Origin of the sequence: Acinetobacter sp. BIGb0102, assembly GCF_003815055.1 — a bacterium.
In the GTDB taxonomy this organism is placed as follows: domain Bacteria; phylum Pseudomonadota; class Gammaproteobacteria; order Pseudomonadales; family Moraxellaceae; genus Acinetobacter; species Acinetobacter vivianii.
This window is the reverse complement of sequence record NZ_RKQE01000014.1, coordinates 31,893-53,450: the sequence shown is the minus strand read 5'-3', so window position 1 is coordinate 53,450 and position 21,558 is coordinate 31,893. Positions and strand designations below refer to the sequence as shown.

The following is a 21,558-nucleotide window of genomic DNA, read 5'->3' as shown; positions in this document are numbered from 1 at the left end:
AAGTTCTACCAATTACTGCTAAATAATGGTGGCAGAACGAAAAGGGGTTAGCAGACTGATCATCTAGGAATCAGCACACCCGAAGGTGTCCCCCTTCCGTCCTACCATAGAAAAAAAGGGGGACGAGAGGATTCCCACACTCAATTTATATCCAAAAATATAAATGTCATGTGCTAGATGAATACGGTCTGCTAAAACCGACTGGCAATGTAGGCCAGCGTGCTCATATTAGTTTTATCCAAGAATTTAGTCAATTTCACCATGCGATAAAATTCACATTATCCTTTGGAAAGAATCGAGTTAAGTGGTTGATTTTTCCCATAGGCTCAAATTGAACCCATCGATTTTGCTTATTTTGATTTTATGGATAAGCCTAAAATATGTATAAGAATAAATATTAGGCTGACATATCCGTCAGCAGATACTTTAGACAAACAGTTTTCCAGCCGTCAGAACTTCAATATTTCTTCAGGATAATCAATAAATTATTTAATGTTAAGATATGTAAAAAGATCATATTGGATCGTTGACAGGCTAAGGTATACCCAGTTACTCTAGAATCACACAGCAAAATCTGTGTTCAGGCGTAGGAAACCTGATAATATCACTGAGTGCAAAATAAAATGTCGCACTAGCGGCTATTTTTTTGCCTACTGTTTAGCAGTCGTTTTGGCAGCTTGACAGGGCAGCCTTGTGCTGGCCGAACTCAGTGATCGGTATTTCCTACCCTTGTTAAGCTGCCACCATCACCGTAGGAAAGTGATGTTGGTAAGTATTTAAACTTATCACTGAGAAATGACTATGAACGCAATTCTTCATGGTGCAAACACTTGCACCACTAAAAAACAAGCTTCTCAACTTATTGTTGAACTTGGCAAATCTATTTCAAATCCGCAACGCCAAACATTGGCAAATCTTTATATTGCGGTTGATACTGCAAATTCCTTACTCAACGAGCTCGAACAAGCACATCAAATCATTCGTCAGTGTATGTATGAAATGACTGATAAACAAATTCTCGAAGTTGCCAAACTCAATCAAAAGAGTAATTTGTCTTCATTGTGGGCATTCCGAACACACCAACGTCAAAAGATGCTTGAACGGGCACAACGTGTTTTGGGAATCCGTTCTATTTAACTCGCTTAATTATTAATGAATTTTTAGCTTGCTACTGTGCACTGTATAAATCGACTGCGTGATTATCGATTAAACAGAAATAACGTTGAATGCAATCAGTGACAGTAGCAACGCTAAAATAAATACAACTCTTATGTTTAAAAGTGATTGCTTAAAATTCAGGACCATCGTCATTTGATTTCTGCTGTTTAGAGTCAACTTGTGGTTGACGTTGAATGTTATATTGCTGCCCCAGCATGGTAACAATTAAGTTCATGATTAACCTGACAATTTCTTCAACGAACTTTGCAAGTTGCAGTATTGTTGCTGTAAGTTCTGCTGAATGCTCTCTATTATATTGGTATTGCTGTTGCATTGTTGCTGCATGCTCCTGATCTGCATCTGCTTGTTCTCTAAGTCGACGCATATGTTGTTTAAACTGTTCATATTCTGAGTGCAGTTCAGCATCATTTCTTTTAAATTCTCGTTTTGTTGCTGGTGTTGCAATTGTAAATTTTTCAAATTCATCTCCTGGTTCTCTAGACCATCCAAGCGCTTGATCAAGCTGGCTGTTAAGAGCTGTAGTTTGTTGATCTGTGTAGCGCATGAAATGCTCTGTTCTTGAAGTCGCTGCTCTTTCTGATGCTGTAACTGCTGCTGTTGCTCTAACTGTTCTAATTTTTCCTGTCTCGATTGTAATTCTCTGATCATCAATCCAATATTCTGAAATAAACTGATCTCGGCCTGGCTCAAGTCTGACTGACTGCTGAAGCCTAAGATTTTCAAGATCTTGTTCATGTCGTCTCTGTTGTTCTGCTCGTAATGCTCGATCACGCTGAGCCTTTTTTTCATCTTCTCGACGTTTTCTTGCAAGTCTTGCATAGTACTCAGCGAGGATGGCGTCAAAGCTAAACTCATTTGTTCGAGTAAATCCAAAATCATCTGCTGTGTGTCGCTGCCGTTGTGATGCTGAATAGTCGTATGTTGCTGTTCTTTCATGACTTATTTCTCTACAATGCATGGAAAGGTCAGATGAATATTCGGTTCTGTTGGATGGACTTTCTTTTTGCTCAAATTCAGAGTATTGCAATCGATCCATTTCGAGGAAGTAATTGCTCGGAAACGATTGCCCTTGCCATCCGTCAAGATTTCCGTCTCGTTTTTGGTTAAGATCGGCTGTGTCATATAATGAATGGCGGGCAATGTTATTAAAATAGCCAGCAGCCCCAAACCAAGCATCATAAGAAGGAACATTTTCAGGAGCAATTTTGGATTTTGAGTGATCGACTGTGTTATCGCTTGATCTACTTGCGTCTGTAATAGTTGCTTCTGATCTTCTAATACCAGTGTGATGCTCTGAGTATTGTTCTGAATCTGGTTTTTGATCAGGTTTTGATTGTCTTCGATCGTTTGTTGTAATTGTCCTTTGCTCTGTTGAAGATGCTTTTGCATGATCTGATCGATTTCGTTGAGATGCGATAACAGCGTCATTTGTATATTGTCGATCTTCTGCTTCAGCTCTCCTCGATATGATTTCAATCCTCTTATTAAAATCTGGGTCTCGTTCTTCTGGTGTTGTAGCAGATGCATAACGTTGTCTGTTGTAATCTGCTCTTGCTTGTCGAGCTCCTTGCAAAGCTTGTTCTGCTCGATCTCGAAGTTGTGCACAAGGCGTTCGAGTGTATTTTGAAATCTGATTAACTGTTCGCTGCTCATCATTTCCACGTTCTCGATCTGCTGTTCGAACTTGTTCAAGAGATTTGATACGCTCTCGAATTGTTCTTGAACATTTTTCGATGTTGAATTGTCTTTCATAGATCTCTCCTTGAAAATAAATAGGTTTTTTGCCAAAAGGTGGAACTAAGCTAAACTGTTTTTCTCGAATTTTGACTACTTCACTTGCCAGCTTGTTGATTAATACGAACTGCATAAAGTCATCACGGTTTCTGACTAAAAGTTCAGCAGGAATTACTTGAGCATGTTTTTTTTCTAGTTGTTTCAAAGATATGGATAAAAGATTTAAATACAGGTTTTCGATGTACTGTTTATAATTCTCTCGATCTTTTCCAACCTTTTTCAGCGCAGCATGCAAATATGTCTCATGACCTTTTTTTGTAAATCGAGAACGCTCAGGATCCTTCGGATCTGCCCAACCGTATTCAAAATTCAACTTGTCTTGCAAGGTATGAAAATGCTTTTGGAAATTGCCGGGAGGTGCGATATTCATCGACCGTCCCGATCGAAGTTCAAGTCGAGGGACAAGAATATGAATATGTTTTGAGCCATTCGGCTCTTGGTGCAACACAGCCGTCATATGATATTGATCAGGTTCAAGACCGCTGAATGCCAATGCCTCGAACTGTTTTAAGACATCTTTCATTTCAATATTAGTAGGTTGATCTTCTTCGGCAAAAGCAATCACGGCAGACGTATATTTATGTTTGAAAGGAGAACTATCTGCAATTTTTGCAAAGAGATGTGGGTCGCCGCAGAGCACTTCGACATGCGGACGGATAATATTCATGTGATCCTTTTCATCGAGGACATAGGCCGCTGCACGGGCAGCACTGCCCGTTCCATGCCTTAACATCTTAATCAACATGAACTACCCTCCCGTTTAAAATAAAAATGGAAATAAAATTAACTTTCTAAATGGTCATCAGAAAGATCAGCGTCTGAAACTGATTCAAGTTCACCGTCTCCAACGACTTGCATTTGTCGCAATAAATCGGCGAGATATTTTTGTTCAATATGCTGATGTCGGCGCTGAACAGTTTCATCAGAACGATGCAGTGACGGAGCACAAGGAAGTGGATAAAGTTGATAGATTTTTTTTAAATAGTCTTCGACAAGTAGATAAGTTCGAAGCAAGTCAATTGGCTTTCCGATTTTGTTGCTAATGTGAATTGCACGGGTAATCTGATTGAGATTATTGCCAATTTTTGCAAGTTGGAATGCAATGCTTTTGCTATCTTCTTCCACTCCGCGATGGGATACTTGCTTGGCAACGACATGCGATTCACGAATTGCAGATTGATCAACATTCAAAATATTTTGAATATAGTGATTAACGGAAAACCGAATAAAATCGCTAGTGGTTTTATTCAATAACTTTGCCGATTTTTTAATTATCCCTAATTCATCATCATTTAAACGTAATTCAAGCCGACTTAATCTTTTTGACTTCACAATAACATTTGCATCAATCATAATCACACCAAAACCATCAATCTATTTTTAAGCTATAATATTTTTTAAAATAAAAAAAGTGTTTTTGACAATAATTTTAAATTAGAATAAATAGTTACTCTAAAAATTCTAAATAGCTCACCCATTAAAAGTAGCGGTTTGGCTGCAAGCCAACCAGATCCCATTCGTACATAATCACAACTTTTGTTGTGATTATGTACGTACATGGGTAATCTGGCTCGACCGGTTAAAATCATATTTAATGTACTTTAGACTATTAAGTGTTATATTAAATTTTATAAAGATTAAGAGTATCATGATCATCAAAGAATAACTAAAAAATCTTCCCAAAGGATAAATATCCAAAGAAAATAATTCTAAAATATTTTTCAAAAGCGTGCACTTAGTTAAAAAAATACTGAATAAATTATTTCAATACTAAAAATCTATAAAATTAGTAAAAAATAATTCCATAGAGACAAACCAGGCATTAAAATTTAATAAAAATTAATCCAAATTCAATGAAATATTTATCTAAAAATAAAAAACGATATTTAGATATAAAAAACCAAGCATCCTCAATTTAAGAACCCCAACTTTAAATTAAAAAAACAACCTCGATCATACAAAAGATTAATTACTATTATAATAAACATAAAATCAGTTCAGAAAATAAACCTATTTCTTGATCTTTTATACCAAAATCATTTTTACATAAAAAAATATGCTAGCTTTTAAAGTATAGAAACTTGTTTTACTCTTCAGATCCTAATTACCAAAATGGGGATTTTAAGATAACAAGGCTTTCTTCAACTAAGTTAAAAATTGAAGAGGTCAAAATGATCAAAAATCTTTATCTAATAAAATTAATTATTAGATATACAAAAAATGTAGCAAGACTTTCAAATAAAAATGCGGAGGTTCAACAATGAATAAACATTTTGAACTCGTTGACTGGGTCACCGCGGAAAAGTTTTGCGAACTCACGGGCGAACAGATCTCGAACCTAAAGAACCTTAGACCTAATTGGGAGGAAGGCAAAGTTTGGGTGAAAGTGTCTGATCGTAAAATTTTATATAGCTTAAAAGGTTATAACAGATGGGTCGAACATGCCGCACAGGTCTACCAACTGGCACACGAGCAAGATCGGGGAAAATACAGATTAACTTTAAATGGAACGGTAAGCGCGAGTGGTTCACCCTCGACCTCACCGACACACCAGCCAACCTCATTAAGGCGGCTAAGATTAGAGAAGATTTCGTAAACAAGGCTAAATATGGAATATTAAAGCCTGAAGACATCGAAGCAGTCACCGTCAAACCCATCAAAAAAGCTGACGCTGCGCAAGAATTATTGCCAGCGTCACATGACCCAACATTTGCTCAGTATGCCCAAGAATACCTCTACAACCTAGCTGACCATAAGCAAGGCACCAAAAAAAAGTATCTTTCCATTTTGGAACGGCTTTGGATGCCGTTATTTGCTGACATGCCAATTAATGCGATCACCAGCCAGATGTTGCGTAGCGCCGTCAATGGACGTGAATGGTCATCGGCTAAGACTCGAAATGATGCGCTCATTCCTTTACGTGGGGCATTCGAATTAGCCCATGATGATGAGGTTATTGATAAGAACCCATGTGATCGATTAAAGAATCAGAAAACGCAGGAAGCTGAACCTGATCCATTTAATGAGATTGAACGAGAAAGAATACTGAACTGGTTAAGAGAGAAATATCTTGCAGACTATCCGACTGTGTATTGGTATTTTGTGGTGGCATTTTGGACAGGTTGCCGTCCATCAGAAATTATCGCGCTCACTTGGCAGGATGTAGATTTTTTGAATAAGCAGATTCACATCAATAAAGGTCGTGTGAACGGCGTTCAGCAGGAAACTACTAAAACCAATAAGGCCCGATTTGTAGATTTGAATGATTTTGCATTTGAAGCATTCCAACAACTCAGATTACTAACTTATCTCAAATACGAGCATGTATTTATTTGTGATGAGACTGGTGAGGAATTTACTACGCAAAAATCATTGAGTGAAAAGTTTGTGGCTGCATTGAAAGCGAACGGCATACGCTATCGCCCTGCCTATAACACTCGTCATACTTATGCGACTGTATGCTTAATGAATGGACTCAATCCAGTCTACGTGGCTTCACAGTTGGGTCATAGTTTGGTGATGCTCATGAAGCGTTATGCGAAGTGGATTAACTCGGATAAGAACAAAGAAGAGATTGCTAAAATTTCGAATAGTGCCAAAATTGTGCCAAAGAAAAAGGGAATCAAACTATGTATTTGATTCCCTTTCAGATATTTGGCGGAAGCGGTGAGATTCGAACTCACGGAGGACTCACACCCTCGTCGGTTTTCAAGACCGGTGCATTAAACCGCTCTGCCACGCTTCCAATGGCGGCTATCATATAAATAAAAGTTCGACTTGGCAAATCTTTTATTTAAAAACCTGCATCAAATGCTCAAAATAAAATCAACAAGCTGTATTTTTACGAATTTTCAGGCTTTTCATAGCGAATTGAGTTGATATACCACAATTTTTTGCCCAATGGTGTATGCACTTCCACTTCATCATCAACCTGTTTACCCAACAATGCACGTGCCATCGGTGACTCAATCGAAATATGTTGCGGATGGTGGTCATAGATTTCATCGACACCCACAAGACGCAATTTTTTTTGCTCCCCAACATCATTTTCGATTTCCACCCAAGCACCAAAATAAACCTTGCCTTCTTGCTCAGGCACATAATCTACAATTTTTAATTCTTCCAGGCGTTTGCCTAAATAGCGGACACGACGGTCTATTTTTCGAAGCAACTGTTTATTGTACTGGTAATCGGCATTCTCTGAGCGATCACCTAAACTCGCAGCCCAATTCACCTTTTTGGTAATTTCAGGACGCTCATCATGCCAAAGTTTCTTGAGTTCGGCGACTAATAGATCATGTCCAGTACGTGTAATTAAATTCGATTTCATAGGCTTAAAAATACGTTAAAACAACATTCCACTTACAAGTTTTTGCATTGTATTCCTTATTTCGCCACGACTAAAGTGTATAAATTTTATTCTTTTTCGAAATCATGTATTTGTGATGCAATTCTCATATTTTTTTAATCCAAAATTTGACAATCACATTTTTGACGCTTAATATGCGCGCCTAAGTTTGTTTTTGTCTATTTTTTGTACGCTTTATAAATGTTGTGAAACATTTGCGTCTTTTTTTCCTTTAATCAATGTCATTTTGAATGACGTTCATGATTTGCCCACCCCTTATTGAATTTATCAACTTTTAAAAGTTAAGGCAGTGTATTGCTGAACTTTTAGGGCATAAATTACCTGTAGCGGAGACAACATGCACAGTAATTCAAGTTCTGGGTCTAGGCCTAGCCTTAACTCTTTATCTTCCACGCTCCCGTTTCAAGCATTAGCTTTAACTATTGCGGCTTTACCTTTCAACAGCTTGAATGCAGAAAAATCGCATCAATACAACACTGTTGTAACCACCAATGTCCTTACTGTCGTTGCAGTTGAAAGTCCAACAACAGTATTTAACGATGGTCAATTTTTACATGGCTTTGGCTATGACCTAGCGCGTAACTATGCGCAAAGCTTAAATGTAAAACTTGATTTTAAAACTGTCCCAGACAATGCTACTGCATTGAAATGGGTTGCTCAGGGCAAAGCCAATCTTGCCATGACCACAGCAAATCTCGCTGCAATTGAAAACAAACAACTTGTTTCTTTTTCAGCAAGTTGTGGCGATCAGGCTAGCCTGAGCAAGAATGGTTTAAATCCTGAATTAAACTGGGTATTTAAACAAGCAGACGATCCACTCACTTTAACAGCGAGTGGTTATGTATGTCAGAGTAAGCAGACGGGTACGACCCAACAGCTAGCTTCATTTTATAATCGTAATGTTGTAAAACCAGAATCATGGTCAACGATTCAGAAAGATCTGAAACAACGCTTACCGATTTATAAAGCTAGCTTTAAACAAAGTGCATCTAGATACAATTTAGATTGGCACTTACTCGCAGCGATTGGCTATCAGGAGTCTTATCTTAAACCGACCTCAGTCTCTCCCACTGGTGTTCGTGGTTTAATGATGTTGACCAATAACACAGCTCGAGCCATGGGTGTGAGTAATCGTTCTGATCCGAACCAAAGTATTCAAGGCGGTGCCAAATATTTTGATTTGATGCTAGACCAGTTCTCTAACGTTCCTTACCCAGATCGTAACTGGTATGCATTGGTAGCTTATAATATGGGCCCTGGCGCAGTCAGCCAGATCCAGAAGCGTATCCGTGCCCAAGGCAAAGATCCGAATCAATGGGTGAACTTATACGATCACTTGCAGCGCAATCAGGCGCGTAATGGCCGTTATAAGCAAGCGCTACAATATGTCACGCGTATTCGTACTTATTTAGAGCATATCAAAACCAATAGTCGTATTGATGTCTAAATTTAAGGCAATAAAAAAGCTTACCTCAGGGTAAGCTTTTTTATATGAAAAGAATTTAAGCAGTTTGCTCAAGTACTTTCTTAAATAAATCTTTTTGCTCTTGGCTTGGCTTCGCTGTTTGTAAAGCCATAAGCTGAGACATATCACCTTGAACCTTGATTTTACCCGTCATGAATGCTTGCATTGCAGCAGCCATGTCAAACTCAAGGAATACTTTACGTAAAGTTTCAGCATCCATGTTCAAAGTTGTTTTAGCATTTGAAGATAAACCTTTTTGGATTTTACCCGCATCTAAAGCTAACTCTGTATTACCAGCTGCATCTGTTACAACCAAGTTAATCGCTAAATTCGCAAGCGCAGGTGGCAAGTTTAAATCACCAGCTTCAGCAGTAAGTTTTTCAACAGTTGCAAACCAATCATCAGTTAAAAATGCAGCCATGATTATTCCTCAAATGTATTTGTTCAATTTCTTGTGTCATCTATCCAGACGACATCTCATGAAGCAATTTGCTTGTGCCCTGTTATAGCATGTAATTTTTATTTTAGGCTATGATTTTTTGTACGCGGGATTCAATTTTTAAATTTTTTATAAAAAAAAGGTACTTAACCAGTACCTTTTCAAAAAGTTTTACACTTTACTCTGCTGCAAAACTCAGGTTGACCACATCAAGACGGTTCTTCATCTCTTCTGGATCCTTCATATCAAACTCGCGTTGACCATCTAAAGCCTCAAAGTCGAATAACTCACGGTCTGCCAGTTGCGATGGAGAAACGTTCTGTAACGCACCGAAAATGCTGTGCAAACGTTTTGGATGTTGCTTGTCCCATTCACGTAACATGTCATTGATAATGGCACGCTGTAAGTTTTCTTGTGAACCACACAAATTACATGGAATGATCGGGAACTGACGTAATTCAGCATACTTGATGATGTCCTTCTCTTCGACATAAGCCAAAGGACGGATCAAGATATTCTTTTTATCAGAAGATAGAAGTTTTGGCGGCATCGCTTTCAAACTGCCACCATGGAATAAATTCAAAAAGAATGTTGCCATGATGTCATCGCGATGGTGACCCAACGCCACTTTAGTCGCGCCGATTTCCTGTGCAAAGCCATAGAGTGAGCCACGGCGTAAACGTGAGCATACCGCGCAATAGGTCTTACCTTCAGGCGTTAAACGCTTGGTAATGGTATAGGTATCTTTTTCCAGAATGTAATATGGAATATTGTTCTCTTCCATATAACGTGGCAAGACATCTTCAGGGAAACCCGGCTGTTTCTGATCCAGATTGACCGCAACAACATCAAAGTTAATTGGCGCAATACGCTTGAATTGCAACAAGATATCAAGCATGGTATAGCTGTCTTTACCACCAGACACGCACACCATGACCTTGTCACCCTCTTCGATCATGTTGTAATCACGAATTGCATGCCCCACCTGACGACGAAGTTTTTTCAACAGGCGATAATACGCCGAACTTGTCGGAAGCTCTGGCTTGAAATTAAATCCTTGGTTGGACTCCACTGGCGCGTACATAGACGTGATTTACTCATAAACAAAAATACCGCGCGATTTTATCTCATTCCGAAAAAATGCGCATCTAAAGAATTTTTCAATTTCTTTCAATCGTCATATTTCAGTTTCATACTGGTAAAATTCTGATCAAAATAATCCAGAATGGCCTAGATCGCTTATATTTCAAACTTTTCCACAGTTGTCCACAAAAGCTGTGGATAAATTTGTGGATTTCTTAGCTATTGACAAACTGCTTTTATCTTAAAATAAGGCTTCCCATTAAATTGATCATTTTTTAACCAATCATTTTATGCAATTAAAATCAATAACTTATATAAGTCAAGACTTACTTTTTAAAAAAAATTTTTTAATTTTTTTTGCTGAACATTCGAACAAATTGACTTGATTTTTGTCTGACACTAAAAAATAAAAAAATTGTAGCAAAAGATCTTTTTTTACATTTTTTTGTTAAACTGCCACATGAAACTTATGCTCATCCTTTCGCGAATATTATAACGATGAACAAAACAACTTATTTTTTTGCTGTTTGCTTGGGAACAATCGGTTTTTTTAATGGTACAGCATCAAGTTATGCTGGGCAGACGATTTATCAATTTAAAGATGATAATGGTACAACGCTACTCACCAATAAGAAGAAAGCAGAGTACAGTCATTTAAAAGTCGTTAAAGCAACTTATTATCCCGACAGCAATATTCATAGCTATAGTAACTGGGGTGCGAGTGAAGCCTCTGTACTGCCAAGCTATAGCCGTAATAAAAATGCATTTGACCAACTGATCCGTCAGGCCGCTCAACAGCACGGGATTTCTGAGGGCTTAATCAAAGCGGTCATGCATACCGAGTCTGGATTTAATATCAAGGCCCGTTCTCCCGTGGGCGCTCAGGGTCTCATGCAGCTTATGCCTGCAACAGCGCGCCGATTTAATGTCAGTAATGCTTATGATCCGCAACAAAACATTTTTGGCGGTGCCAAGTATCTAAGCTGGTTACTGAAACGTTTTAATGGTAATACCCAATTGGCCATTGCTGCCTATAATGCGGGTGAAGGCAATGTGGATAAATATGGCGGCATTCCCCCATTTCGCGAAACGCAAGATTATGTCCGTCGTGTCACCAGCCGTTATCAAAATCTTTATGCTTCTGGCTTAGGCACTTTTACAGATTCAAGTAACAACAACCAAGTACTGGCTCAATCAGCAAATTACAGCTCATCATCGAATAATATTGCTGAACGGCCCCCAGCACCCAAACAATATAACCGTCAGATCATTACCCTTGCAGATGGAACCTTTACCGATGCCCCATCTGGTACCTATACCACCACCAATGCCACTGCATCGGCCCGAATACGTCTCAGTAATTAACAATTCAGGCCATCCATTCTCATAGAATGATTTTGCCTGTTATTTTTTAGACAAAACAGCTTTTAAGTCCCTGTTTCACAGCCAGTTCATAATTTTATTGACTAAATGTATCTACGCCCATTTTTTTCTTGAATTTTTAGGGTTCGCCCTGCATATTAGCGTTATGATTTATAATTTATAAATCAGATCACTTTTTCTTTATAAGAGGGTTTTCTCAATGATGCGGATTGGTTTGTTCTTGCTAACCAACCTCGCGGTACTGGTTGTAGCTGGCATTATCTTGTCACTCTTCGGTGTCGGTAGTTACCATGGCGCGGGTGGCTTGAATCTAGGCAACCTACTGGTCGTCTGTTTTGTCTTTGGTATGGTGGGTTCTATTATTTCCCTATTCATGTCGAAGTGGATGGCTAAAAAAACCACTGGGACAGAATTAATTGACCCAAATGCACCCCGTAGTCAAGCAGAAGCTTGGTTATTACAAGAAGTGGCGCAATTATCTCAACGTGCAGGTATTAACATGCCTGAAGTGGGTATTTTCCCTTCTTACCAATCCAATGCATTTGCGACAGGTTGGAATAAAAATGATGCTTTGGTAGCTGTTTCAACAGGTCTACTCGAGCGTATGAACAAAGATGAACTTCGTGCTGTACTGGCTCACGAAATCGGTCACGTTGCAAATGGTGACATGGTGACCCTTGCGCTGATCCAAGGTGTCGTCAACGCCTTCGTGATGTTCTTTGCACGTATTGCAGGTGACTTCATCGACCGTAACGTATTTGGTCGTGAAGATGGTGAAGCACCAGGTCTTGCTTATTTTGCCATTACGATTGTACTCGACATCGTATTCGGTATTTTGGCTTCTACCATCGTGATGTGGTTCTCTCGTCAACGTGAATATCGCGCAGACGAAGCTGGCGCACGTTTAGCTGGTAAACAGGCCATGATTTCTGCACTACTTCGCTTACAAGCAGAGTCAGAAATGCCAGATCAAATGCCGAAAGAAATGAAAGCATTTGCGATTACGGAAGGTAAGGAACAAGGCTTTAGCTTAGCGGCTTTATTCCAGACCCACCCAACCATTGAACAACGTGTTGCTGCATTACAGCAATTAAACGTTCAATAATCAGTATCAGATAAACGATAAAGCCTCCACAATGGAGGCTTTATTTTTGCCTAATCATCTAGTGCGATTGGAAGGATTGATAAAATTGCCACAGATAACTAAAGCCAGCCCACACCGCCAGCACCAGTAAAATCACCACTGCAATTCCCAATAGATCTGGAATTCGTAACCAGATCCAGCTCACCACCGGATTACGCCAAAAGGCAGAAGTTTTCTGTTTTTGCTCAAGTGACTCATGTAGAAATGGATGAACCACATGAATATCGCTGTGTACCTGATATTCATCACGAATATGTGCATGCACAATCTCAAGTGTCTTGCGGCTCGGACGTATAAATACGTCAAATACGGTCCCGACAATCGGTACGAAACCGACCAGCATATCCATGATCGCCAGTTTCACCACGCCTTTGAGCTTATGTTGTGGTACGCCCACTTCTCTGGCTTTTTTAAAGGCATATAAGGTCAGGATAAAACCGGCAATATCTCCGGCAAATGGAATCGTACTCAATGCAGCATCCGCCCCCACGCCCTGCTTGGTAAATGGTATGCGAACCAAGCTGTCCATGGTGTTGGCGAATTTTGCCAAATCACGCTCTACTGCGATGGCTTGCTGCTGAGTTAGTTTTTTTTGTTCTGGATAATCAGTCATTCACTCAACCTAAAAACGATGTTTATCTTTGAGAATAAAGTAGTTTTTAGGTTTTGTCGGTACAATTATTATTACGGCCTAGAATAAAATCATCGAGGCAATAAATAAGTAAACAATTACCCCTGTCGCATCACAAATCGAAGTGACCAGAGGCGCTGAAGCACTGGCTGGATCAAGCCCTGCTTTATTTAAAATAAAAGGTAAGCTCATCCCGATCAGACACCCCATCAACACAATTCCCATCATACTTAATGCAAGAACTAGAGCCACCATTTCGTCACCGCGGAAATAACCCAGTAGTGAAACAGCCACCGCCATGGTTCCACCTAAACACAGGGCTACCAGACTTTCCCGACCTAGTAACGAGAACCAGTCTTTAAATTGAACATCTCCTGTTGCCAAAGCACGTACCATCAATGTGGAAGATTGAGAACCCGCATTTCCGCCACTCCCCACCAGCAATGGCAAGAAGAATACCAGTACTAAATTCTGCGCAATTACATCTTCATAGTGCGCAATCCCGATCCCAGACAATAAACTTCCAAACACCAAGAAAACCAGCCAGAACACGCGTTTCTGGTAAAGCTGTAAAATTGGTGCAGATTTAATGCTAAGTTTGGATGATGCATCAACCGCCCCGACTTTTAAGAAGTCTTCGGTGGCCTCTTCACTGGCAACATCCATCGCATCATCGTAGGTCACGATCCCGACCATCATGTCATGGTGGTCAATAATTGGTAACGCCAATAGATCATAACGTGCAATAGTTTTGGCGACTTCATCCTGATCGGTATCGACATACGCGGTCAGGACATTGGTTTCCATCAATTCATTAATATTCTGTTCTTCAGCCGCCAGAATTAATTGTTTAAGAGATAAAACCCCAAGGATTTTTCTGGCCTGGTCCAGCACATAGGCAAAATAAATCGTTTCAGTATCAGGCGCTTCCAGACGCAACATTTTAATCGCATCTTTCACGCTGATATTAGGCTTGAGCGTGGCGTATTCAGAACTCATGATCGCCCCTGCTGTTCCTTCCAGATAAGAAGAAAGCTGGCGAATATCTTCCCTTTCAGCCTGAGCTAAAGCAGGCAATAAGGTATTTTGTTGCTCCTGATCCAGACACTTGAACACATCGGCGCGCTTATCCGAAGACATCTCGCCAATAATTTCTGCCAGAATATGTCTCGGCATGGCTTTGGCAAGTTTGACCTGTTCATTGGGTGGAAGATAAGAAAAAACGTAAGCACGCTCAGGTAAATGGGTGAGCAATAGTTGGCTTTGCTCTACAGAGAGCTGGGTTAAGACATCGGCAATATCCACTGCCCGAAAAGTCTGTACAGATGCGAGTGCAAGTTCAATATGATTATTTTTGAGTGCGTCGCTTAATAGATATAAAAAATTATTGTAGCTCATGTCAGCCTCTTCACTACAAATGATCTGCAATGAAGAACTACAAGCAGCTTATTGGTTTACTGCTAAATAGAAAGCTTCATGCAGATTTTGATGAATATAAAAATGTGTAATCTGGGATAAATTACAACTCTGCGTGTCCATTTAGGCAATCAAACCTCATTAGACCGTTTATACGGCACGGCAATACTACAAATTTTTTTTAATATTCTCAACTTACTCAACAAAAATGAACAATTCCTGTCTCATCTTGATCAATAAATCATTCATTTCTGTTGAGGTACTGAAGCCATTTTATTTGATCGCTTCAACCTTTTGTTTAGGTTTAAACCAACTGGTTACCAGCACATACATAAAAGGAATGAAGATCAGTACCAGTATCGTACCAAAAACAACCCCGCCAAATACGCTATAACCAATTGCCTGTCGGCTCAATGCGCCTGCGCCACTCGAAAACATAAGCGGGATAACACCCGCACCAAAGGCAATCGAGGTCATCAAAATTGGACGTAAGCGTAAGCCTGCTGCACGTAAGGCGGCTTCCAACGGCGCTTGCCCCTGTTGTTGCAGACTGGCTGCGAACTCAACCATTAAAATGGCATTTTTACATGACAAACCAATCGTGGTGAGTAAGGCAATCTGGAAATAAATATCGTTGGCAAACCCAAATAGATAACTGAATAAAATCGTTCCACCGACACCTAGAGGAATTGCAGCCATCACCACAGAAGGAATTGACCAACTTTCATACAGTGCTGCAAGACACAGGAAAATAAAGGCGACAGAAATGAGATAGAGCCAGATCGCCTGATTGCTGGATTCCTGCTCCTGATAAGATAATCCGCTCCACGCCAATCCGACATCAGGCATTTTATCAACCAGTCCCTGAATGGCCTGCATCCCTTGTCCACTACTGAAACCATTGGCTGCATCCGCTTCGGCACTCATTGCTGGATAGCCCATAAAACGTTCTAGCATTGGTGGGGCACCTTGCCATCCAATCTGACTAAACTGTGAAAATGGCACCATTTGCCCATTGGCATTTTTCACATACCAGTAATTGAGATCTTCTGGCTTAGAACGATATGGTGCATCACCTTGTAAATACACGCGCTTGATCCGACCACGATCAATAAAGTCATTGATATAGCTACCGCTCCAGGCCGTCGATAAGGTGCGATTAATTTCACTGACATTTAGGCCATGGATCATTGCCGCTTTATGGTTAATCTTGATATTCAGAACCGCCTGATCGTCGTTGCCTTTTTTATCTAGGTTGTCGACGGAATCCAGTGCATTGCCCTGTTGCTGTAAATCCTGAAAAGAAGATAACAGACTTTGTCTACCTAAGCCTTTGGTATCCTGTAGCCAAAAATCGATCTTATCCGAGTTACCTAATCCGCGAATCACAGAAGGCATTAACACCATAATGCGTGCCTGATTATTCTGCGAAAAATACTTCATTGCACGCGCACGAATTTGCTGGGCACTATTTTCCACACCCTTTCGATCATCCCAATGTTTTAATGAAACAAAGGCCTGCCCAAGATTTTGTCCAGTTCCCGAAAAGTTGCGTCCATGAATCACCATCACCCCATTTAAGTTGGCTTTTTCATGTTCGAGAAAATAGTCGGAAATGTATTTGCCGACCTCTTCCGTTTTACTCATCGGTGTCCCTTCTGGTAAACGGAATTGTACCCCTAAAGTTCCCTGATCTTCTTGAGGTAAAAAGCTGGTTGGCAACTCACGATAGACCCAGACAAAGCCGCCAATCAGGATTGCGATACCAATCAAGGAAATACTTTTTACACTGATGACTTTCTTAGACACGTTCAGATAACGTGTTTTGATATAGTCGAGCCCATTATTAAACATAACCGCCCAACGCGCTTGCTTATGTTGGGGTTTCAGCAAAATGGCACACAACGCTGGTGTCAGGATCAAGGCCACCAATAAAGACAGTCCCATTGCAACCACTAATGTAATGGAGAACTGTCGATAAATAATGCCTGTCGCACCACTAAAAAAGGACATCGGGATAAAAACGGCGGTCAGCACTAAGGTAATCCCGACCAATGCGCCACTAATTTCCTGCATCGATTGAATAGAAGCCTCTTTGGCACTGAGCTGCTGTTCATGCATGAGACGTTCAACGTTCTCAACCACAACAATCGCATCATCGACCAGCAAACCAATCGCCAGCACCATGGCAAATAAGGTCAGTGTGTTAATACTCATACCTAAAACGGCCAATACCGCAAAAGTACCTAAAATCACCACAGGAACGGTGATCGCGGGAATCAAGGTCGCACGCCAGTTTTGCAAGAAGATGAACATCACCAGCACGACCAGACCGATGGCTTCAATCAGGGTGGACACCACTTGTGACATAGATTCTTTAACGAATGGCGTGTCATCCCGTGGATACATCACGAAATAGCCTTCTGGTAAAGTTTTTTCCAGACGGGCAACTTCTTTATACACCGCATCGGCGACCTGCGTCATATTGGCGCCAACACTCAAAGACAGTGAAAGACCAGACCCAGGATAACCATTCAAACGGTTAAAAACCTGATAATTTTCTGCCCCGATCTCAACACGCGCGACATCTTTTAAATAGATAAAACTGCCATCACTATTAGCTTTAATAATAATATTTTCAAATTGCTCAGGCGTTCGAAGCAACGAGCCTGCAGTGACTTTGGCATTCAAGTATTGATCACTTGCTGCAGGTAAATCTCCAATCGCACCAGCAGCCACTTGCGTATTCTGATTTTCGATCGCAGTTCGGACATCACTGACTTGAAGCTGATAACGTTCCAGTTGTTGCGGGTCCAACCAGATCCGCATGGCATATGGCGAACCAAATACACTGACTTCGCCAATCCCTTCGATCCGGCTCAGATTCAGTTCAAAATTATTGGTAATATAATCTGAAATATCAAGATTGGTTGATCGACCAGATTTGTCACCGACCCCAATCACCAAAAATGAATCACTCAAGGACTTACGAACATTGACGCCTTGTCGTTGAACATCATCGGGAAGACGGTTAATCGCCCCATTGACTGCATTTTGTACCTGAACCTGTGCCTGATCAGGATCAGTACCTTGCTCAAAGAACAAACTGATTCGGCTATTACCACTGGCATCACTGCTAGAACTAAAATAGAGCAGATGATCAATGCCTTTAATTTGTTGTTCTAGAACCTGCGTCACACTATCTTCAACCGCTTGGGCATCGGCACCACTATAGTTAGCCGCAACAGTAATTCGGGGAGGAGCAATATCGGGATAACGTTCTACTGGCAAATTCAAAACTGCAAATAGGCCAACAGCCATCACAATAATTGCCAGTACAGTCGCAAAGATAGGACGATGAATAAAAAACTTAGATAGCATGGCTGTTTATTCCATTAGCGAAACAGTCAATTTTTCAAAAAGATAGGCAAATACAGGCACTTTTCAGAATATGATCATTACCGAGCTGACAGGCAAACACCATCCCTATTAACATATCATTTCAAAAAGCGTAAATTACGGAGAAATAATGAATTTCAGGTTATTCGCAATAAAAATTAATGCGTTAGCTTTGCAATAATTCAACAGCTTAACTGTGCTAATCAATTTAATTTGCTGTGCAATCAAAGACTTCTTAATTTTGAATTGACACGCCCCCCACTTAAACCGATATTAGCACGCTTAGTTAATCTCCCCCCATTGTATTAGGCATATATGAAGGCCAGCTTAAAAAACTTGAATATTCTGCTGCTGATCTTACTGCCAGCCTTGATCACAGGCGGCTTATTGATTGCGGTTGGTAATCTATCTGATGGTTTAAGACTTGGCTTTTTATCATTGCCTGGTGTGCTTTTTATTTATCTGGCGATTAGCAGACAAAAAATCTATTGGTATATCCTTGCAATTATCTGGTGGTTTTTGGCTTGGTTAGATGCCTTGCTTCGCTCAAGCACATGGCTTTTATTTAATAGTGATAATGAAGCCTATTTCATTATTGAGGCACTTGCCAATACGAATCGTCAGGAGAGTCTGGAGTTTTTTCAGCTTCATCTGGGTACCATGCTCACTGTGGCGGCAGGACTATTTGCATTAGTCATCCTGTATAGTGTTGCTGTTTTCAAGCTGGTTAAACCAGTTCATTTTAGCCAACTCTGGCAAAGTCGAATTTATCGTGGTTGTATTATTTTACTGGTCTTACTGGCAACCACCAGTTATCTGATGAAACCATCACGTAAGGTACATCCGATTGTATTCTGGACTGACTATCAGGCCAAAATTCAGGATTTCAAAGATCGCATTAAACAACATAAAAATGTCCATCAACAATGGGACAAAAGTGCCAAGCAAAATCTGGTATTAACAGAACAGGCAAAAGGTAAACAGACCCATGTACTGGTACTTTCTGAAAGTTTAACCAGTTTAAATCTAGGCGTCTGCGGCTACCCTCGCAATACCACACCTGAGCTAGCAAAACGACTGGATGAGATTAAGGTCTTTTGTAATGCTTTCTCTCCTTCACCGTCTACAATCAATGCATTACGTGTACTGTTAACCGAAAGCCCTGCTTCAGAACATAATAAATATTCATCTGAAAGTGTATTGGCCTATGCACGAGCAGCAGGATATAAAATTTACTGGCTCAGTAATCAAGACGATACTTACTTATCTTCATTATTTGGTGCCTATGCCGATAAAGCAGTCTATAAAAATAAACGCTCTGGTCGTAGTAGTACCTCTTTAGATGAATCACTCATTCCAGATTATCAACAAGCTCTTGCTGATCCTGAGCCGAAGAAACTGATTATTCTTCATCTTATCGGTGCCCATCCAAACTATAAAGAGCGTTATCCAGCTGCATTTAACCGGTTTACAAGTGAAAGTAACGATGCCGTAGAAACTGATCTAAAAAATAGAGATATTGATCCGTGGATTCGTTCACTGCGTAACGATTATGATAATGCTGTCTTATATGAAGACTCATTACTCAGTCAATTCCTAGATGATTTAAGAGCAGATGCTACACCAGATTTTAGATCTTTTACGATGGTTTCTGATCATGGCAATGAAGTCGGACATGAAATTGATTATGCAGGTCATAGCCCAAATACCAAAGCAGGTTATCAAGTGCCTGTGATCATGTGGTCAGATCGCTTACAGAGTACCGGTGTAGATCAGGCAAAGACCTTAAATACCGCTGAACTAGACAATAATCTGATGCGCATCATGGGACTGAAAGACAAATCATCCCCATCTCACACCTATTGGCTTGATGACAATTATGATTTCACCCCAGAAGCCAACTGGCCTTATTGGAAGAAATAGCTCGTCATTATCTAATTGTTTTTGAATCCAGTTTGAATATAAGGCCAAACTGGATTTTTTATTTCAGTGTGACTGCTTTTAAAATTCTTAATATTTTCATAAAACCATCATCTCACTGTCATGTGTTTGATAACTTCCACACTCAAACTAGCCGCTTGAATATAAAAACACATGAGCTTATCTATGTTTAAAAAAGCAGTTCTTTGTCTAAGCCTGATCAGCCTTGCTGGTTGCAATGATGACAATAACAATCAAAACAATACCACACAGCCTGATTACCAACTTCCTAAAATTCTCGTGGTAGGACATCGCGGTGCCAGCGCATTACGTCCAGAACATACGCTTGCTTCGTATCAAAAAGCGATTGATGACGGTGCTGACTTTATTGAACCAGATCTGGTATCAACCAAAGATGGGATTCTGGTTGCCCGTCATGAAAATGAAATTGGCGGTACCACCAATGTTTCAACCCTGCCACAATTTGCAGACCGAAAAAAAACCAAAGTGATTGATGGCGTGACTTTAGAAGGTTGGTTTACTGAAGACTTTACATTAAACGAATTACAACAACTGAAAGCACGCGAGCGTATTCCACAATATCGTCCTGAAAACCAGAAGTATAATGATCTCTATACTATTCCGACATTAGAACAAATCATTGAACTTGTAGACGCACATTATAAGAAAACTGGCAAAATCATTGGTCTTTATATCGAAACCAAACACCCAACCTATTTTCAAAAACAAAATTTGGCAATGGAAGACACACTTCTTAAAACGCTATCTAAATATAAATATACTCGGGATATCGCACCGATCTATTTGCAGTCTTTTGAAGTGGGCAATTTAAAATATTTAAAAAACCAGTTAGATCTACACAAAAGCGTGAAACATGCTCAACTGATCCAGCTTTATGATGCGCCTGATACCCAACCTGCTGATTATGTCGCGGAAAATAATCCGAAAACCTATGCAGATTTGGCAACAGCAAGTGGTTTAAAAGATGTTGCTACATATGCCAATGGCGTCGGCCCATGGAAACCTTATATTATCGACCAAGAAACCATGCAAACCACGTCCTTTGTTAAAGATGCACATCAAGTCGGCTTAAAAGTACATCCATATACTTTCCGCCCTGAAAATAATTACCTACCAGCGACGTTAAAATGTAGTGCAGATAAAGCCAAAGAAGCAGAACGTTGCGCAACAGGCTCAATCAAGGAAATGCAGCTGTATTTCAAAGCAGGGGTGGATGGTATCTTTACTGATGATCCAGCACTGGGTCGCCAAGCAGTACAAAGTTATCAAGCCACTGCAAAATAAACCTTGCTTC

15 protein-coding genes and 1 tRNA gene are annotated in these 21,558 nt (G+C 40.1%); 7 read left to right on the top strand and 9 right to left on the bottom strand.

The annotated features are described in order from the left end of the window. The first annotated feature begins 801 nt into the window (after nucleotides 1-801). The gene (locus EC846_RS13570) at nucleotides 802-1,137 is read left to right on the top strand and encodes a hypothetical protein (RefSeq protein WP_123775475.1); all 336 of its coding nucleotides are present in this window, start codon (nucleotides 802-804) and stop codon (nucleotides 1,135-1,137) included. Nucleotides 1,138-1,288: 151 nt separating this feature from the next. On the opposite strand, the gene EC846_RS13565 is transcribed toward EC846_RS13570, so the two are convergent. After that, nucleotides 1,289-3,718: a MobA family protein gene (locus EC846_RS13565; protein ID WP_123775474.1), complete on the bottom strand. Its 2,430-nt coding sequence runs from the start codon at nucleotides 3,716-3,718 to the stop codon at nucleotides 1,289-1,291. A gap of 38 nt (nucleotides 3,719-3,756) precedes the next feature. Then, nucleotides 3,757-4,326 (bottom strand): plasmid mobilization relaxosome protein MobC, encoded by a 570-nt coding sequence (gene mobC, locus EC846_RS13560; protein ID WP_123775473.1) that lies wholly within the window; start codon nucleotides 4,324-4,326, stop codon nucleotides 3,757-3,759. Between the two features lie 1,077 nt (nucleotides 4,327-5,403). Here mobC and EC846_RS13555 point away from each other — a divergent pair. Beyond that, nucleotides 5,404-6,612 (top strand): site-specific integrase, encoded by a 1,209-nt coding sequence (locus tag EC846_RS13555; protein WP_123775472.1) that lies wholly within the window; start codon nucleotides 5,404-5,406, stop codon nucleotides 6,610-6,612. Between the two features lie 16 nt (nucleotides 6,613-6,628). Here EC846_RS13555 and EC846_RS13550 read toward each other — a convergent pair. Both EC846_RS13550 and greB read right to left on the bottom strand, forming a co-directional pair. Further along, nucleotides 6,629-6,718: transfer RNA gene (locus EC846_RS13550), tRNA-Ser, on the bottom strand. Nucleotides 6,719-6,814: 96 nt separating this feature from the next. Next, a complete protein-coding gene (gene greB, locus EC846_RS13545; protein WP_004774855.1) occupies nucleotides 6,815-7,303 on the bottom strand; it encodes a transcription elongation factor GreB in 489 nt (162 codons plus the stop codon). Between the two features lie 376 nt (nucleotides 7,304-7,679). Here greB and EC846_RS13540 point away from each other — a divergent pair, with 376 nt between their 5' ends. After that, nucleotides 7,680-8,789 carry a transglycosylase SLT domain-containing protein gene (locus EC846_RS13540; RefSeq protein ID WP_005259142.1) on the top strand — a complete coding sequence of 370 codons (1,110 nt, stop codon included), beginning with the start codon at nucleotides 7,680-7,682 and terminating at the stop codon, nucleotides 8,787-8,789. 55 nt (nucleotides 8,790-8,844) lie between these two features. Here EC846_RS13540 and EC846_RS13535 read toward each other — a convergent pair whose 3' ends face one another. Further along, nucleotides 8,845-9,228 (bottom strand): SCP2 sterol-binding domain-containing protein, encoded by a 384-nt coding sequence (locus EC846_RS13535; RefSeq protein ID WP_004651955.1) that lies wholly within the window; start codon nucleotides 9,226-9,228, stop codon nucleotides 8,845-8,847. A 196-nt stretch (nucleotides 9,229-9,424) separates the two neighbouring features. Then, nucleotides 9,425-10,330, bottom strand: coding sequence for a tRNA 2-thiocytidine(32) synthetase TtcA (gene ttcA, locus EC846_RS13530; protein ID WP_004774851.1), 906 nt, complete (start codon nucleotides 10,328-10,330; stop codon nucleotides 9,425-9,427). A gap of 497 nt (nucleotides 10,331-10,827) precedes the next feature. Here ttcA and EC846_RS13525 point away from each other — a divergent pair, with 497 nt between their 5' ends. Further along, nucleotides 10,828-11,694 (top strand): lytic transglycosylase domain-containing protein, encoded by an 867-nt coding sequence (locus tag EC846_RS13525; RefSeq protein WP_123775471.1) that lies wholly within the window; start codon nucleotides 10,828-10,830, stop codon nucleotides 11,692-11,694. Nucleotides 11,695-11,911: 217 nt separating this feature from the next. After that, the gene (htpX, locus tag EC846_RS13520; RefSeq protein WP_005259145.1) at nucleotides 11,912-12,817 is read left to right on the top strand and encodes a protease HtpX; all 906 of its coding nucleotides are present in this window, start codon (nucleotides 11,912-11,914) and stop codon (nucleotides 12,815-12,817) included. A gap of 58 nt (nucleotides 12,818-12,875) precedes the next feature. Here htpX and EC846_RS13515 read toward each other — a convergent pair whose 3' ends face one another. The 3 genes from EC846_RS13515 to EC846_RS13505 form a co-directional block, all read right to left on the bottom strand. Continuing rightward, on the bottom strand, nucleotides 12,876-13,469 hold the full coding sequence (locus EC846_RS13515; protein WP_005259146.1) for a DUF4112 domain-containing protein: 594 nt from the start codon (nucleotides 13,467-13,469) through the stop codon (nucleotides 12,876-12,878). Nucleotides 13,470-13,547: 78 nt separating this feature from the next. After that, a complete protein-coding gene (gene mgtE / locus EC846_RS13510) occupies nucleotides 13,548-14,885 on the bottom strand; it encodes a magnesium transporter (protein WP_004774844.1) in 1,338 nt (445 codons plus the stop codon). Between the two features lie 291 nt (nucleotides 14,886-15,176). After that, nucleotides 15,177-18,284, bottom strand: coding sequence for an efflux RND transporter permease subunit (locus EC846_RS13505; protein ID WP_123775470.1), 3,108 nt, complete (start codon nucleotides 18,282-18,284; stop codon nucleotides 15,177-15,179). Nucleotides 18,285-18,617: 333 nt separating this feature from the next. Between EC846_RS13505 and EC846_RS13500 the strand changes: the two genes are divergently transcribed. Together EC846_RS13500 and EC846_RS13495 are read left to right on the top strand one after the other, a co-directional pair. Continuing rightward, on the top strand, nucleotides 18,618-20,225 hold the full coding sequence (locus EC846_RS13500) for a phosphoethanolamine transferase (protein ID WP_123775469.1): 1,608 nt from the start codon (nucleotides 18,618-18,620) through the stop codon (nucleotides 20,223-20,225). Nucleotides 20,226-20,408: 183 nt separating this feature from the next. Further along, the gene (locus EC846_RS13495; RefSeq protein WP_123775468.1) at nucleotides 20,409-21,548 is read left to right on the top strand and encodes a glycerophosphodiester phosphodiesterase; all 1,140 of its coding nucleotides are present in this window, start codon (nucleotides 20,409-20,411) and stop codon (nucleotides 21,546-21,548) included. The last annotated feature ends 10 nt before the right edge of the window (nucleotides 21,549-21,558 follow it).

Coding starts and splice junctions, on each gene's coding strand:
- EC846_RS13570 (WP_123775475.1), top strand. CDS start 802: ATGAACGCAATTCTTCATGGTGCAAACACTTGCACCACTAAAAAACAA.
- EC846_RS13565 (WP_123775474.1), bottom strand. CDS start 3,718: ATGTTGATTAAGATGTTAAGGCATGGAACGGGCAGTGCTGCCCGTGCA.
- mobC (WP_123775473.1), bottom strand. CDS start 4,326: ATGATTGATGCAAATGTTATTGTGAAGTCAAAAAGATTAAGTCGGCTT.
- EC846_RS13555 (WP_123775472.1), top strand. CDS start 5,404: ATGGGTCGAACATGCCGCACAGGTCTACCAACTGGCACACGAGCAAGA.
- greB (WP_004774855.1), bottom strand. CDS start 7,303: ATGAAATCGAATTTAATTACACGTACTGGACATGATCTATTAGTCGCC.
- EC846_RS13540 (WP_005259142.1), top strand. CDS start 7,680: ATGCACAGTAATTCAAGTTCTGGGTCTAGGCCTAGCCTTAACTCTTTA.
- EC846_RS13535 (WP_004651955.1), bottom strand. CDS start 9,228: ATGGCTGCATTTTTAACTGATGATTGGTTTGCAACTGTTGAAAAACTT.
- ttcA (WP_004774851.1), bottom strand. CDS start 10,330: ATGTACGCGCCAGTGGAGTCCAACCAAGGATTTAATTTCAAGCCAGAG.
- EC846_RS13525 (WP_123775471.1), top strand. CDS start 10,828: ATGAACAAAACAACTTATTTTTTTGCTGTTTGCTTGGGAACAATCGGT.
- htpX (WP_005259145.1), top strand. CDS start 11,912: ATGATGCGGATTGGTTTGTTCTTGCTAACCAACCTCGCGGTACTGGTT.
- EC846_RS13515 (WP_005259146.1), bottom strand. CDS start 13,469: ATGACTGATTATCCAGAACAAAAAAAACTAACTCAGCAGCAAGCCATC.
- mgtE (WP_004774844.1), bottom strand. CDS start 14,885: ATGAGCTACAATAATTTTTTATATCTATTAAGCGACGCACTCAAAAAT.
- EC846_RS13505 (WP_123775470.1), bottom strand. CDS start 18,284: ATGCTATCTAAGTTTTTTATTCATCGTCCTATCTTTGCGACTGTACTG.
- EC846_RS13500 (WP_123775469.1), top strand. CDS start 18,618: ATGAAGGCCAGCTTAAAAAACTTGAATATTCTGCTGCTGATCTTACTG.
- EC846_RS13495 (WP_123775468.1), top strand. CDS start 20,409: ATGTTTAAAAAAGCAGTTCTTTGTCTAAGCCTGATCAGCCTTGCTGGT.